This window comes from Paraburkholderia sp. CNPSo 3274 (assembly GCF_024206475.1).
Lineage (GTDB): Bacteria > Pseudomonadota > Gammaproteobacteria > Burkholderiales > Burkholderiaceae > Paraburkholderia.
Genome location: NZ_JAMBPR010000030.1, coordinates 71,919 through 86,668, shown reverse-complemented (window position 1 = coordinate 86,668; position 14,750 = coordinate 71,919). Strand labels below are relative to the sequence as shown.

Genomic DNA, 14,750 nt, shown 5'->3' with positions numbered 1-14,750 from the left:
GAATTGGAGCAGGCATGAAAAAGCGTTCCTACGCCGCACTCGCGGCAAGCATGTTGATCGCCGTAGCCACGGTCGATACCTTTGTCGCACCGCAGCTTGCCAACGCGCAGGCTAGCGCCCCGACTGCAGTCGCGTCGGCGCCCGCCACTGCGGCCATCGCCGCACCGTCACCCGCCGCGAGCGCGGACCAGCCGGCGCCGCCCCCGGCACCGGCCACCTCGGAGACGGTCACGAACCCGTACGGTCTCGGCGCGCTCTGGAAGAACGGCGACTTCGTCGCGCGCTTCGTCCTGTTGTTGCTCGTGGTGATGTCGATGGGCAGCTGGTACATCATGATCACCAAGTTCTTCGAGCAGTTCCGTGCAAACCGTCGTGCGAAGAGTGCAGACGAGCAGCTCTGGAGCGCGCCGTCGCTAGCAGAAGGCGCAAAGCAGCTTGAGGAGTCGTCGCCGTTCCGGTTCATCGCGGAAACCGCGATCGAGGCCGGCGAGCATCACGACGACGCGCTGCTCGAAGCCGTCGATCGAAACACGTGGATCGACGTTTCTGTCGAGCGCGCCATCACCAACGTGTCGAACCGCCTGCAGGACGGCCTGGCATTCCTCGGCACCGTGGGCTCGACCGCGCCGTTCGTCGGCCTGTTCGGTACGGTGTGGGGCATCTATCACGCGCTGACGGCTATCGGTATTGCAGGTCAGGCTTCGATCGACAAGGTCGCCGGTCCGGTCGGTGAGGCGCTCATCATGACCGCCATCGGTCTGGGCGTGGCCGTGCCGGCGGTGCTCGGCTACAACTTCCTCGTGCGACGCAACAAGGCGGTGATGGAGCGTGTCCGCGGCTTCGGCGCGCAACTGCATACGGTTCTGCTGGCTGGCGGCAAGCGCGTCGCGCGCTCCGCGCCGCGCGCCGCCGTCATGGCCGACTGAGCGAGGAGTACGCCATGGCCATGAGCGTGGGAGGCGAGGGCGATGACGACGAGGTCATCTCGTCCATTAACACGACGCCGCTCGTCGATGTGATGCTGGTGTTGCTGATCATCTTTCTGATCACGATTCCCGTGGTGACGCATACGGTGCAGCTCCAGCTACCGAAGCAGACGGTGACGCCGCTGCAGACGCAACCGAAGAGCATCGAGATCGCGGTGAATCGCGATGGCGACTTCTTCTGGTACGAGCAACACGTCGATGCGCCGACGCTGCTGGCACGCCTGAAGACAGTGTCCGTGCAGACGCCGCAGCCGGAAGTGCATATCCGCGGCGACCAGGCGACGCGCTATGAGGCCATCGGGCGCGTGATCACGTCGTGCGAGCGGGCGGGAATCGCGAAGGTGTCATTCATTACGGAGCCGCCGGCGCGCGGCGGTTAAGGGGCGGTTATGGGCATGAACGTATCGTCGGGCGGTGGCGGAAGCGAACCCGAAGTGATGGTGGACATCAACACCACGCCGCTGATCGACGTGATGCTGGTGTTGCTGATCATGCTGATCATCACCATTCCGATCCAGATGCACGCGGTGAAGATGAACTTGCCGGTGGGCAATCCGCCGCCGCCGGCCGTGCAGCCGGAGGTGGTGCAGATCGACATCGACTTCGACGGCACCATGACCTGGAACGGCACACCGGTGCCCAACCAGGCGACGCTGGAGCGCAGGTTCGCGCAGGTCGCGGCCGAACCGGAGCAGGCTGAAATTCACCTGCGTCCGAACCGGCTCGCGCCATACAAGGACGTGGCCGAAGTGATGGCCGCGGCCCAGCGCGAAGGCGCAACGAAGATCGGCTTGATCGGCAACGAACAGTACATGCAGTGAGGCATTCGAAAGCGATGAGCATTCCTTATCGATTCAAGAGGGCGGCGCTTGCGCTCGCGGTGAGCGGATTGTCGACGCTGGCCATGGTGCCGACAGCGGCGCGGGCGGCGGACACGCTACGTCCCGACGTGGCGAAGCCGCTGAACGACGCGCAGAACCTGTACCGCGCGCACCACTACGAGGACGCGCTCAACAAGATTGCGCAGGCCGCGGCCGTACCGAACAAGACGTCGTACGAAACGTACATGGTCGAGGAGATGCGCGGCGCCGCCGCCATGGCGGCAGGCCAGAACGGCGTTGCCGCGCAGGCGTATGAATCGCTACTCGCGAGCGGGCGGCTCAAGGGCGAGGACGCGCAGCGCACGACGGCGGCGCTTGCGGGCATCTACTTCCAGCAGAAGAACTATGCCCAGGCGATCAAGGTCGCGCAGCGCTACCAGAAGGCTGGCGGCAGCGATCCCCAGATGGCCACGCTGCTGGTCGAGTCGTACTACCTCTCGGGCGACTACGCCAGCGCGACGCGTCTGCTGAATGCGAGCGTCGAAGCCCAGGTGCGCGGTGGCCATACGCCGGAGGAGGCGCAACTGCAGCTGCTCGGTACCTGCGCTCAGCATGCGAACGACCAGGAGGCTTATCGCGGCGCGCTCGAAAAGCTCGTGGCTTATCACCCAAAGCAGTCATATTGGGACGACCTGCTGCACGCAATTCGCAGCAAGCCCGGCTATCTCGGCGCACTCGATCTGGACACGTATCGCCTGCGCCGCGCGACGGGTTCGCTCTCCAGCGCCGATGACTACATGGAGATGACGCAACTGGCGATCGTTGCCGGGTCTAGGGCCGAAGGCAAGCAGGTCATCGATCAGGGCTTTGCGTCTGGCGTGCTGGGTCACGATGCTGGAGCCGATCGCGAACGTCGCCTGCAGGCACTAGCGGCAAAGCGCGCCAGTGCCGCGCCCGACCCGGCCAATCCCGTCGCACCGTTCGATGCGGCATTCAATCAGGTATATGCGGGGCAGGCAAAGCAGGGTCTTGCGACCATGGAATCGCTCATTGTGAAGGGTGGCCTTGATCACCAGGATCTAGCGCGACTGCGCCTCGGCGAGGCTTATTTTGCCTCGGGGCAGAAAGCACGAGCCATCCAGGCTTTCAATGCAGTACGGGGCAACGATGGCAGCGCTGATCTGGCGCCGCTCTGGGTGCTGGTGGCATCGAAGCCGTGAGTGTTTGAGCGAACCCAACAACGCATCAAAGTTCGGTAGTTAATTAGGTATACGTAAGAAATGAGGAGTGGCGTGGCGCGGTTTGGCTCGGCAGGGGTGGATGTGACAGAAGTGAAGCAGCACGAGGTTTTGGGGGTAAGTGGTCGGCGGTAAATGGAAGAGCCCTGGGGAGGGCGAATCCAGGTAAAAAAGTGGCGCGATGCGACAGCGTCGTCAAATCTAATGCGGGGGTTCACGAGACCTTGCTTCGCATAACGAAGTAGACGTGACCGACGAGAGAGAAGGGGGAACTGTGAAACAAAGGGCATTGGCGGTGGCCATTCGAAGGATAATCTGGGCTGAACTCGCGTTTTCGGCTGCGTTCGCCGTACCGGTATTTGCGCAGAGCCAGGCGGCGACTAACGGCGGTGTGGCTGTCGCGGCCGATAATGCAACCGCGCCAGCGGCAACGCCGCAATCAGGCGCGAGCGCGCAGTCAGATGCTACCGGAACAGGCAGTGCGGCCGCCACGACTGGGGACAAAACAGCCGTCAAGCAGATGAAGAAGTTCGAAGTGACCGGTTCGCTGATCCGGCAATCGGACAAGACGGGCTTCCAGCAGGTGCAAACAATCACCACGAAGGACATTCAGAATAGCGGCGCGACTACCGTGGCCGACTACCTGCGCTCGGTCTCGGCCAACTCCGCCAATAGCTGGAGCGAGGGCCAGGCGGGCAACTTCTCAGCGGGCGCGTCGGGTATCGCACTGCGCGGCTTGAGCGAGAAGTACACCCTCGTGCTCGTCGACGGTCAGCGCGTTGCGCCGTTCGCCTTCTATTCGAACAGCACCGACAGCTTCTTCGACCTCAATACCATCCCGCTCAACACGATCGACCGCATCGAGATCGTGAAAACCGGCGCCGTGTCGCAATACGGCTCGGACGCCATTGCGGGTGTAGTCAACATCATCACGAAGCACGATTTCCGCGGTCTTCAGCTCGACGGCAGCTACGGCAGTTCGGTGAGCGACGGCGGCGGTAACGGCACGACGAAGTTCGGCGTTCTGGCGGGCTTCGGCGACCTCAATGCGGACCGCTTCAACGTCACTGCGTCCGCGAGCGTCTATCATTCAGCGGGCTCGACGCTGGCCGACCGCGACTCCACGGCGGCGCAGGACTTCACGAACAAGCCGGGCGGCCTCTCGCTGCTCGCGCCGTCCTATTGGCAGACGAGTCCCACGACGGCGCAAGCGCTGACTAACTGCCCATATGGTGGCTCGGTCCATCCGGCCGCGAGCAATTACCTGGGAGCGGCTGCGGGGCTGGGTGGAACGGTATGCGCGTTCAACACCGCCAACAGCATGTCGATCGCGCCGGAGACCACGCGCGCGAGCGCGAAGGTGCATGCTGACTTCAAGATCGACGACACGACCACTGCCTTTGCCGATTTGTGGGAAAGCTATAACCAGACGACGCAGAACGACGGTCTATGGAACAACACAGTGGGCAGCCCGCAAACGCCGACGCTGGTGTATACGCCGGGCGTCGGTCTGACGCCGTTCAACAACGTCGTGCCGGCAAGCAATCCGTACAACCCATATGGCGTGGATACGCCGCTCACCTATTCGTTTCCGCGTACCGTGGCAGAAGAAACGGACGCGAATTTCTGGCGCGCGTCCACGGGCATCCACGGTTCGTTCACTGTGCCGAAGTATGGCGACTGGGACTGGTCGACTGCGTATAGCCACTCGCAGAGCAACGTTTCGAACACCTACACGAACCAGCTCAACGCTGCGACGCTGAATAACATCTATCAGAACGGCACGTACGACTTCGCCAATCCGTCCGCGACGCCGAACGGCTTGAATGGCCTGTACATGAACGCGAACAACCAGGGCATCTCGAAGCTCGATACGGTTGACGCGACGCTGGCCACGCCAAACGTGTACCACCTGCCGATGGGCGATGTTGGCGTTGGCTTCGGCGCGCAGTTCCTGCACCAGAGCGAAGTCATCAACCCAGGCGCGGAGTTTTCCCAAGGCCTCGTGGCGAACCCGATGCTGCAAACCGTCAACGGCCAGCGCAACGTCGCGGCGGTGTACTACCAGTTCGATGTGCCCATCATCCACAACCTGACGTTTAGCCAGTCGGGCCGCTACGACCACTACAGCGACTTTGGTGGCGCGTTCTCCCCGCGCTTCGCCCTGCGCTATCAGCCCGTCCAGGCGCTGACGATGTACGGCTCCTATAACCGCGGCTTCCGCGCACCGACGTTCGTCGAAAACAGCACTTCGCAGACGCTAGGTATCCAGCAGTCGGCCACCGGCACGGTTACGACGATCACCGAGGGCAATCCGAACCTGCAGCCGGAGCGCACGCGCAACATCAACCTCGGCTTCCAGACGTCGCCGACGCGCACGACCGATTTCGGCTTCGACTGGTACAAGATCCGTGTCGATCACGTCATCGGCGAGCCGGCTTCGCCGTCGCAGGTCGTTACAAATGCGCAAGGCCAGGTGGTTTATGAAGTTTTCCCGTACGAGAATCTCGGTTACCTCGACACGAACGGCTTCGAAGGCACCCTCCGTCAGTCGTTGCCGACGAAGGCGGGCACGTTCACGCTGACGGCCGACTGGGCGTACGTGAAGGACTTTACGCTGGGGCAGTCCACTGGTCCGATCAACGGTGCGGGCAACAACTACACCATCACGCAGCCGTTCGGCGGCAGCTTCCCGCGCTGGAAGGGCAATACGACGCTCGACTGGGCATATCACGGCTGGAATGCGGCGCTCACCTGGATGTTCACGGGCCCGTACGCGCAGGCGCTTTCCGTGGCGGCCCCGACGGCGGTAGCGGACAAGGTGGGCTCGTATAGCCAGTTCAACCTGATGGTCACCTACACGGGCATCAAGCACTGGACGATCTACGGCGGCATCAACAACATCTTCAACCGCACGCCTCCGTTCGATCCGATCTTTGCCAGCAGCTCGCTCGACCAGACGGGCTACGACACGTCGCTGTACAACTATATCGGCCGTTTCGCGCAGATCGGAGCGACCTACAAGTTCTGAACATTCGGCGCAACGTAGTGAGCAGTGCATGAAGCAGGCGGCCCTGGCCGCCTGCCTCGAATATTTCCTGTAGTGGCGAGCGACGGCGGCAGACCCCTGCCACGTCGAACCGACGAACCGTGCATCGGCCACACGCCGGCGCACGTCCTCATGCAGACAGACGATGAGATTGAAGAAGTTGAGGTTGTCACGATTGTCGCCGCATTGGTTTCGTGCTGCTTCCGCACTGGTACTGGCAGCTGGTGTGGGTGCGCTTTACGTGGTGCCGGCGCAAGCGGCTACGGCGCTCGCACAGTACGACCAGCCGAAGTATCCCGCCGGCTTCACGCATTTCGACTATGCGGACCCAGATGCATCGTCGAATGGCGTCCTGAGTTTCGAAAACTACAATGATTTTCAAAGCTACGATTCACTGAACCCATTCCTTGTGCGAGGTGCACCCGCGCCGGACATCCAGAATCTGATGTTCGACACGCTAATGCAGCGCAGTTGGGACGAACTGGCCTCCGAATATCCGCTGATCGCCGATAACGTTGAAGTCGCGGCCGACCTTTCGTCAGCGACGTTCCATATCAACCCGGCTGCGCGCTTCTCGAACGGCGATCCAATAACGGCCGCCGACGTCAAATATTCGTTCGACACGCTCACGAGCCCCCAAGCTTCGCCGCTCTTCAATGCGCAGTTTTCGGTGATAAAGAAAGCGGTCGTGGTGAACCCCTCGACGATCCGTTTCGAGTTCCGTCGTGCGGAGCGTGACGCGCCGCTCATTGCGGGCGACTTGCCCATCTTCTCGCCGAAGTGGGGGATGAAACCCGACGGCACGCGCGTTCCATTCGACCAACTCGCTAACGTGCCGCCCATCGCGAGCGGTGCTTATCTGATCGCCGAACGCAAGAACGACAAGCAGATTGCGTATCGCCGCAATCCCACGTACTGGGCGGTCAACCTGCCCACGCGCCGCGGCATGTACCACTTCGAGCGCATCACGTTCAAGCTTTACCTCGACCTGTACACGCAGCTCGAGGCGTTCAAGGCCGGCGACGCCGATGTGCACGTGGAAGACAGCGCGACGCAGTGGGCGCGCAAGTATGTGGGCAAGAATTTCCGTAACGGCATGCTGAAGCAGACCAATTTCCCGGACGGGCCTGCACAGATGCAGGGCATGCTCTTCAACCTGCGCAAGCCGATGTTCCAGGACGTGCGCGTGCGCCACGCGCTTTCTCTCGCGTTCGATTACGACTGGATGAACCGCATGATGTTCTACGGTCAGTACCTGCGCCTGCACAGCTATTTCGAGGCAAGTCCTTTTGGCGCGACCAGCATGCCGGGTGAGAAAGAGTTGAAGCTGCTCGAACCGTGGCGCGCGAGCCTGCCGCCGGAAGTGTTCGGGCCGATGATCAAGCAGCCTACGACGCTGCCGCCCGATTCGCTGCGCGGCAATTTGCGCGAGGCGCGCGATCTGCTTGCGCAGGCCGGGTGGCATTATCGCGACGGCGCACTGCGCAATGCCGCGGGCGAGCCCATGAACATCGAAATTCTGGACGACCAGCCGGGCATGGATCGCGTGATCCTGCCTTATACGCAGGCCCTCGCGACGCTTGGCATCAATGCGCATCTGCGCGAAATCGACAGTGCGCTGTACCAGAAGCGCCTGGACAACTTCGACTACGACATGACTACCTGGCTCTACAGCCCGGTGACGATTCCCGGCGCGGAGCTTGCACGGCGCTTTGGCAGCGCGGCTGCCTCGGAGGTGGGCTCGGAGAACTATCCCGGTGTGCGCTCGCAGGCCGTCGACGCGCTCGTGAAGGCAGTGCAGGCCGCGAACACGCTCGACGACCTCGAAGCGGCGACACGTGCCCTCGATCGCGTGCTGATGAACGAGTACTACCTCGTGACGGAGTACTACGCTCCCAATGCGCGCATCGCTTACAAGACGTCGCTCGGCTATCCGTCCGTCGTGCCCGTATCGTTCGGGGCCCAGGACTGGATCGTCGACTTTTGGTATCGCAAGCCGCAAAGCGCGAAAGTCGCCCTGACCGCGCAAGCGCCTGCCCGCTGAGGAGCACCATGTTCGCCTACATTTTTCGACGTCTGTTGCTGATGGTGCCGACGCTGATCGGCGTTGTCACGCTCACGTTCGTCGTCACGCAGTTCGTGCCCGGCGGCCCCGTCGAGCAGATCATGGCGCAACTGCGCCATGGCAATGCGACCCGCGGCGGCGAGACCGGCGCAGGGGGGGGCGGGTATCACGGCAGCCAGGGCGTGGATCCGCAACAGATCGAGCAGATCAAGAAGGAGTTCGGCTTCGACAAGCCGCCGCTCACGCGCTACTTCCTCATGCTCAAGAACTACGCAACGTTCGATCTGGGCCAGTCTTACTACCAGCACGACAGTGTCTGGAACGTGATCCGTTCGAAATTGCCGGTTTCAATCACGCTGGGGTTATGGACAGTACTGCTAACATACGCGATATCCGTGCCGCTCGGCATCGCCAAGGCGGTGCGCAACGGGTCGCGATTCGACACCGTGACCAGCGTACTCGTGCTCTCCGGCTATGCGGTGCCGGGTTTCGTGCTCGGCGTCCTCCTGATGATGCTTTTCGGTGGTGGCACATTCTGGCAGGTGTTCCCCATGCGGGGTCTCACGTCCGATGACTTCGCGGACCTGAGCCTCGCGGGCAAGGTGCTCGATTATCTGTGGCACATCGTCCTGCCGGTTACGGCCTCCGTGGTCGGCAACTTCGCGATCGTCACGATCCTCACGAAGAATACCTTCCTCGAAGAGATCGGCCGCCAGTACGTGCTGACCGCGCGGGCAAAGGGCGCGCCCGAGCGCGACGTGCTGTGGAAGCACGTATTGCGCAACGCCGCCATTCCGCTCGTCACTGGCCTGCCCGCCGCGTTCGTGGGTGCTTTTCTGAACGGCAACCTGCTCATCGAAACGCTGTTCTCATTGGACGGCATGGGCCAGCTCTCTTACGACTCGGTTATCCGCCGCGACTACCCCGTCGTCCTTGGCTCGCTGTTTCTGTTCACGCTGATTGGCCTCGTAACCAAACTTATTGCTGACGTCTGCTATGTCCTCGTCGACCCCCGCATCCAGTTCCACCGCCTGGACCGCTGATTCCGCAGCCGTTCCGCACGCGCCGTCGGTCTCGCCATGGCGCCGCACCTGGCATCGCTTTCGCGCACAGCCGCTCGGCTATTGGAGCCTCGTCATCTTCGTCACGCTGTTTGCGATCAGCATGCTCGGCGAGGTGCTCGCAAATGACCGGCCGGTCGTCGTGCGTTACGACGGTCAATACTACTTCCCGATCGTGAAGGATTATCCGGAAACGATCTTCGGTGGCGACTTCCCGGCGAGGACCAATTATCTCGACCCGTATATCCGGGAACGTCTGGAATCGAACGGCAATTTCGCGATCTACCCGCCCAATCATTTTCATTACGACACGATCGACTACTTCGCGGCGCGACCGTATCCGTCCGCGCCCTCGGCCACAAACTGGCTTGGTACCGATCAGTTCGGCCGCGACGTGCTTTCGCGGTTGCTCTACGGCTTCCGGCTTTCGGTGCTGATGGCGTTGGCGCTAACGGTTTCGGGCATCGCGTTGGGCGTGTTGACGGGCGCGGTGCAGGGTTTCTATGGAGGACGAACCGATCTCATCGGGCAGCGACTCATCGAAATCTGGAGTTCGATGCCCGATCTGTACCTGCTCATCATCTTCGCCTCGATCTTCGAGCCTACGCTTTGGCTGCTATTTATCCTGCTTTCCATGTTTGGATGGCTTGTGCTTTCCGATTACGTGCGCGCTGAGTTCCTGCGCAACCGTTCGCTCGACTACGTGAAGGCGGCGCGCACGATGGGCCTCTCCAACTGGCAGATCATGTGGCGCCACGTGCTGCCAAACAGCCTGACTCCGGTCATCACGTTCCTGCCTTTTCGCATGAGTGCGGCCATTCTCTCGCTCACGAGTCTCGACTTCCTCGGGCTCGGTGTGCCGCCACCTACGCCGAGCCTTGGCGAGCTACTCCAGGAGGGCAAGAACAATCTCGAGGCATGGTGGATTTCGCTCTCGGCTTTCGCGGCGCTCGTGATCACGCTGCTGCTGCTCACGTTCATGGGCGATGCACTGCGTAACGCACTCGATACGCGTACGCGTGGCTCGGCATTCGGCGGAGGTAAATAATGAATCGTCCTTTGCTGGAAATCGAGCGCTTCAGCGTGCGCTTCGGCGAGAAACAGGCGGTGCGCGAACTGAGTCTTTCGATTGAGCGCGGCGAACGCGTGGCGCTCGTCGGCGAGTCGGGCTCGGGCAAGAGCGTGACGGCATTGTCGATCCTCGGCCTCGTCGAGCATGCAAGGTACACGGGACGCATTCTGTTCGACGGCGAGGATCTGCTGCAGAAAACCGAGCAGCAGATGCGCGGCATTCGCGGAGCCGATATCGCCATGGTCTTTCAGGAGCCGATGACTGCCTTGAACCCGCTGTACACGGTAGGCAAGCAAATCGCCGAAAGTCTGCGCCTGCACGAGGGTTTGAGCACCGGCGCGGCGCGTGAGCGTGGCATCGAGCTCTTGCGGCGCACCGGCATTCCCGAGCCGGAGCGCCGCATCGACAGCTTTCCGCATCAGCTATCCGGCGGACAGCGCCAGCGTGCGATGGTCGCGATGGCGCTCGCGTGCCGCCCGCGCCTCTTGCTCGCCGACGAGCCCACCACGGCGCTCGATGTGACCGTGCGCCAGCAGATCGTCGATTTGCTGATCGACCTCCAGAAGCAGGAGGCCGCAGCCCGTGGCATGGCCATATTGCTCATCACGCATGACCTGAATCTCGTGCGGCGCTTTGCGCAGCGCGTGGCGGTAATGGAAAAGGGCGTCCTCGTCGAAACAAACACGACCGCAGAGCTTTTCTCGAACCCGCAGCATCCCTATACGCAGCGCCTGCTCGATAGCGAGCCGCGTCGCGAGGTGGCTCCGGTCGCGGTGGATGCGCCGCCCATCCTCGAAGTGCAAGGCCTCGCCGTGGATTACCTCACGGCGGTCAAGGGTTGGCGCTCGGTGTTCGGCAGCTCGACTTTCCGTGCCTTGCACGAAACGAACCTGACGCTGCGGCGCGGCGAAACGCTCGGTATCGTCGGCGAGTCGGGCTCGGGCAAATCGACGCTCGCGGCCACCGTGCTCGGCCTGAAAGGCGCGGCAGCGGGCGAGATCCGCATCGACGGGGTCGCGCTCTCGGCGCAACGCAAGGCGAGGGCCCGCCGCGCACTGTACTCGCGCATGCAGGTGGTGTTTCAGGATCCGTTCGGGTCGCTTTCTCCGCGCATGACGATCGAGCAGATAGTCGGGGAGGGGCTGGCCGTGCACAGACCGGAGGTTGACGGACCGGCGCGGCGTATGCGTATCGCATCACTGCTCGAGGAAGTGGGCCTGCCCGCCGATTCGATGCAGCGGTACCCCCACGAATTTTCTGGCGGCCAGCGCCAGCGCATCGCCATTGCCCGTGCACTGGTAGTGGAACCGGAACTGATCGTTCTCGATGAGCCAACCAGCGCGCTCGACGTCTCGATTCAAAAACAGGTGCTCGCGTTGCTGACGAACTTGCAGAAGAAGTACAAGCTGAGTTATTTGTTCATCACGCATGATCTGGCCGTCATGCGCGCGATGGCGCATCGTGTGATCGTGATGAAAGCGGGCCGCATCGTCGAGCAGGGTGACACGCTCGACGTGCTGCACGCGCCGTCTCATCCTTACACGCAATCGTTGCTGGCGTCGTCGATGCTGGACGAGCCGGCGGTGCTACAGGAGAAGTTCGCATGATCGAAGAGCGTTGGGTGCAGGGCGCGCGCACGCTGAAGAGCAGCGCCGATTTCTGGTCGTTGCGCATGATGGACGAAGTTGTCGAGGACCACGTGGTGCGCAACGACATCGCGCAGCCGCTGCGTGTAGTGCGCGAGCGGGGCGCAATGCTGACGGCCTGGGCCGGCGCCGGTGCCGGCTATGCGGCTACCGCCGATCTCAGTGCCGAGGGCCTCCAGTGTGCACTCGATATCGCCACGGCGCGGGCGTTCGCATGTGCGCAAGTCTCGTTGATCGATCACCGCCGCATTGCCCGGCCCGTTGCGAGCGGCAGCTATGCTTCGCCGAACATCGACGCGCCGCTTCCCACCCGCCGTGAGTGGCTCGGCCAACTCGCGCACGAATGCGCGTCGGCGAACCTCGACGCGCGCATCGTCGAGCGCGTAGCGAGCATGCACGTCGCGCACACGGATCAACTCTATCTCACGAGCGACGGTGTGCGCATCGAGCAGCGCTTTCGCTACCTCATGCCAGGACTGAGCGTGGCCGCGCATGCGAACGGCGACACGCAGGTGCGAACGCTTGCCGGCGACCACGGCGCGCTCGGGCAGGGAGGTCTGGAGATACTCGCACGGCACGGCTTCAATGGCGCTGGCGCCCGTGTGGCGGACGAGGCGCTGCAACTGCTCGCGGCGCCGAATTGCCCGTCGGGCACGCGCGACCTGCTGCTGATGCCGGACCAGATGATGTTGCAGATTCACGAATCGATCGGTCATCCACTCGAACTGGACCGGATTCTCGGCGACGAGCGCAACTTCGCTGGCTGGAGCTTCGTGAAGCCGGAGATGTTCGGCAGCTATCAGTACGGCTCGCCGTTGCTGAACGTGACGTTCGACCCGGAGTTGCGCGAAGAAGCCGCTACCTATGCGTTCGACGACGAAGGCAGTTCGGCAAGCAAGCAATACCTGATCCGCAACGGGGTGCTGGAGCGGCCGCTCGGTGGGGCACTCTCGCAGCAGCGCGCCGGGCTGCCGGGGGTCGCGAACTCGCGCGCGGCCAACTGGAATCGCCCGCCTATCGACCGCATGGCGAACCTGAACATCGAGCCCGGTACTGAAACACTCGCCGCGATGATCGCAAACATCGAAAACGGCATTCTGATGACTTCGAATACGTCCTGGTCGATTGACGACCATCGCAACAAGTTCCAGTTCGGTTGCGAATATGGCCGGCTCATCGAGAACGGCAAGCTCACGGAGGTCGTCAAGCGGCCAAATTATCGCGGCATTTCGGCGAACTTCTGGTGCAGTCTCGTCGCCGTAGGCGACGCGAGCACCCGAGAGGTCTACGGCACGCCCTATTGCGGCAAGGGAGAGCCCGCGCAGGTCATTCGTGTGGGGCACGCGTCACCCGCGTGCGTCTTCAGCAACGTAGACGTTTTTGGAGGCGCCTGATGAGCGACACACTTTTTGCGAGCGAACGCGTGGCGGTGGATTGGCACACGCATTTCATGATGCTCGCCGATGCGATCGACCGGTTGTTGCTGGCCGGTGAAACGGCGCTCACTTCTTTTGCCGCAGAGCAGTCGGACTTCATTCGCTTCAACGGTGGCAAAGTCCGGCAAATGGGACTCGTCTCCCAAGGCAAGCTCACGCTCCGGATGATCGATGGCGCGCGCCAGGCGTATTCCACGCTCGACATCTGCGGCAACGCTGATCGGGATCTGCGCGATGTAGGCGCGACGTTGCAAACGCTTCGCTCGGACCTGCGTGATGCACCTGATGATCCGCATCTGCTCTACGACACGACAGCGTGGCAGCGTTCGACGCGGCGCACGGGACGGCTGCGGGATCCGCATGCCCTCATCCATGTGGTGGCCGAATGCGCGCGCGGGCTCGATTTCGTGGGCTTCTACGCGGGCGGCATGCTCGCGCGCGGCTTCGCCTCCAGTTGCGGCAGCCGTGGCTGGCACGAAGTCGAAAACTTCTGTTTCAGCTGGTCGCTCTATCATCCGGGCGGCCGCGCCATCAAGACGACATATGCGGGCGAGAACTGGGACGATGCGAAGTTTGCCAGCAAGGTGCAGGAGGCGGCGGCACGCCTGCCCGTGCTAGCGCTCGCACCGCGAGCGCTTGGGCCGGGCCGGTACCGTGCATGGCTCGCGCCAGCGGCGCTCGAAGAGCTGCTGGGCGTTGCTGCGTGGGGCGGCTTTTCGGCGCGCGCGCAGGCGACGTCGCAGAGCCCGCTTTACCGGCTGCATGGCGGCGAGCTTTCACTCGACGCGCGCGTCTCGATTACTGAAGACCTCGGGCTTGGTATTACACCTGCGTTCAACGACGACGGCTATTTGCGTGAAAGCGTGCCGCTCGTGCGTGAGGGGAGGAGCGTCGCGCAATTGACAAACGCCCGGACGGCGCGCGAGTACGGCCTGCTCCCTAACGGTGCGCTGGCGAGCGAGGCGCCGTCGTCGCTTTCGATGCCGGGCGGCGACCTCGCGGATGCGGATGTACTCACGGCGCTGGGCACGGGTCTGTACGTCGGCAACCTCTGGTACGTGAACTTCTCGGATCGCATGGGCTGCCGCCTGACCGGCATGACGCGTTTTGCGACGTTCTGGGTGGAGGAGGGGCGTGTCGTTGCGCCGGTAGACGCGATGCGCTTCGACGACAGTCTGTACGGCCTGCTGGGCGAGCGCCTCGAGCGTCTGGGTGCGCAGCCCGAGCTGCGCCTGTCCGAAGACACCTGGGGCCAACGCGCGACAGGCGGCGTGCAGCTTCCCGGGGTGCTGGTGAAGTCGTTTGAACTGACGCTGTAGCTTGCCTGACCGTCCCTGAAGTCTCAAACAAGAAGGAAACAACAATGCAGTCGAGCT

Annotated in this window: 11 protein-coding genes; all 11 read left to right on the top strand. The window is 62.7% G+C overall.

From position 1 onward, the window contains the following. Positions 1-14 precede the first annotated feature (14 nt). A complete protein-coding gene (locus M3I54_RS21200; RefSeq protein WP_254339489.1) occupies positions 15-926 on the top strand; it encodes a MotA/TolQ/ExbB proton channel family protein in 912 nt (303 codons plus the stop codon). Between the two features lie 14 nt (positions 927-940). After that, positions 941-1,366, top strand: a complete 426-nt coding sequence (locus tag M3I54_RS21195; RefSeq protein ID WP_254339487.1) for a biopolymer transporter ExbD — start codon at positions 941-943, stop codon at positions 1,364-1,366. Between the two features lie 9 nt (positions 1,367-1,375). Continuing rightward, entirely contained in the window at positions 1,376-1,807 is a 432-nt protein-coding gene (locus M3I54_RS21190) for a biopolymer transporter ExbD (protein WP_254339486.1), read from the top strand. 14 nt (positions 1,808-1,821) lie between these two features. Next, on the top strand, positions 1,822-3,027 hold the full coding sequence (locus M3I54_RS21185; RefSeq protein ID WP_254339485.1) for a lipopolysaccharide assembly protein LapB: 1,206 nt from the start codon (positions 1,822-1,824) through the stop codon (positions 3,025-3,027). Between the two features lie 292 nt (positions 3,028-3,319). Continuing rightward, entirely contained in the window at positions 3,320-6,076 is a 2,757-nt protein-coding gene (locus M3I54_RS21180; RefSeq protein WP_254339574.1) for a TonB-dependent receptor, read from the top strand. A 163-nt stretch (positions 6,077-6,239) separates the two neighbouring features. Beyond that, positions 6,240-8,138 carry an extracellular solute-binding protein gene (locus M3I54_RS21175; protein WP_254339484.1) on the top strand — a complete coding sequence of 633 codons (1,899 nt, stop codon included), beginning with the start codon at positions 6,240-6,242 and terminating at the stop codon, positions 8,136-8,138. 8 nt (positions 8,139-8,146) lie between these two features. Next, a complete protein-coding gene (locus M3I54_RS21170) occupies positions 8,147-9,202 on the top strand; it encodes a microcin C ABC transporter permease YejB (protein WP_254339483.1) in 1,056 nt (351 codons plus the stop codon). Further along, positions 9,156-10,268 carry an ABC transporter permease gene (locus M3I54_RS21165; RefSeq protein WP_254339479.1) on the top strand — a complete coding sequence of 371 codons (1,113 nt, stop codon included), beginning with the start codon at positions 9,156-9,158 and terminating at the stop codon, positions 10,266-10,268. Before M3I54_RS21170 ends, M3I54_RS21165 begins: the two co-directional genes overlap by 47 nt. Then, on the top strand, positions 10,268-11,899 hold the full coding sequence (locus M3I54_RS21160) for an ABC transporter ATP-binding protein (RefSeq protein WP_254339472.1): 1,632 nt from the start codon (positions 10,268-10,270) through the stop codon (positions 11,897-11,899). The genes M3I54_RS21165 and M3I54_RS21160 overlap by 1 nt, the downstream gene beginning before the upstream one ends. Continuing rightward, positions 11,896-13,332 carry a TldD/PmbA family protein gene (locus tag M3I54_RS21155; protein WP_254339471.1) on the top strand — a complete coding sequence of 479 codons (1,437 nt, stop codon included), beginning with the start codon at positions 11,896-11,898 and terminating at the stop codon, positions 13,330-13,332. The genes M3I54_RS21160 and M3I54_RS21155 overlap by 4 nt, the downstream gene beginning before the upstream one ends. After that, complete coding sequence (locus M3I54_RS21150; protein WP_254339470.1) at positions 13,332-14,693, top strand: TldD/PmbA family protein; 1,362 nt, start codon at positions 13,332-13,334, stop codon at positions 14,691-14,693. The genes M3I54_RS21155 and M3I54_RS21150 overlap by 1 nt, the downstream gene beginning before the upstream one ends. The last annotated feature ends 57 nt before the right edge of the window (positions 14,694-14,750 follow it).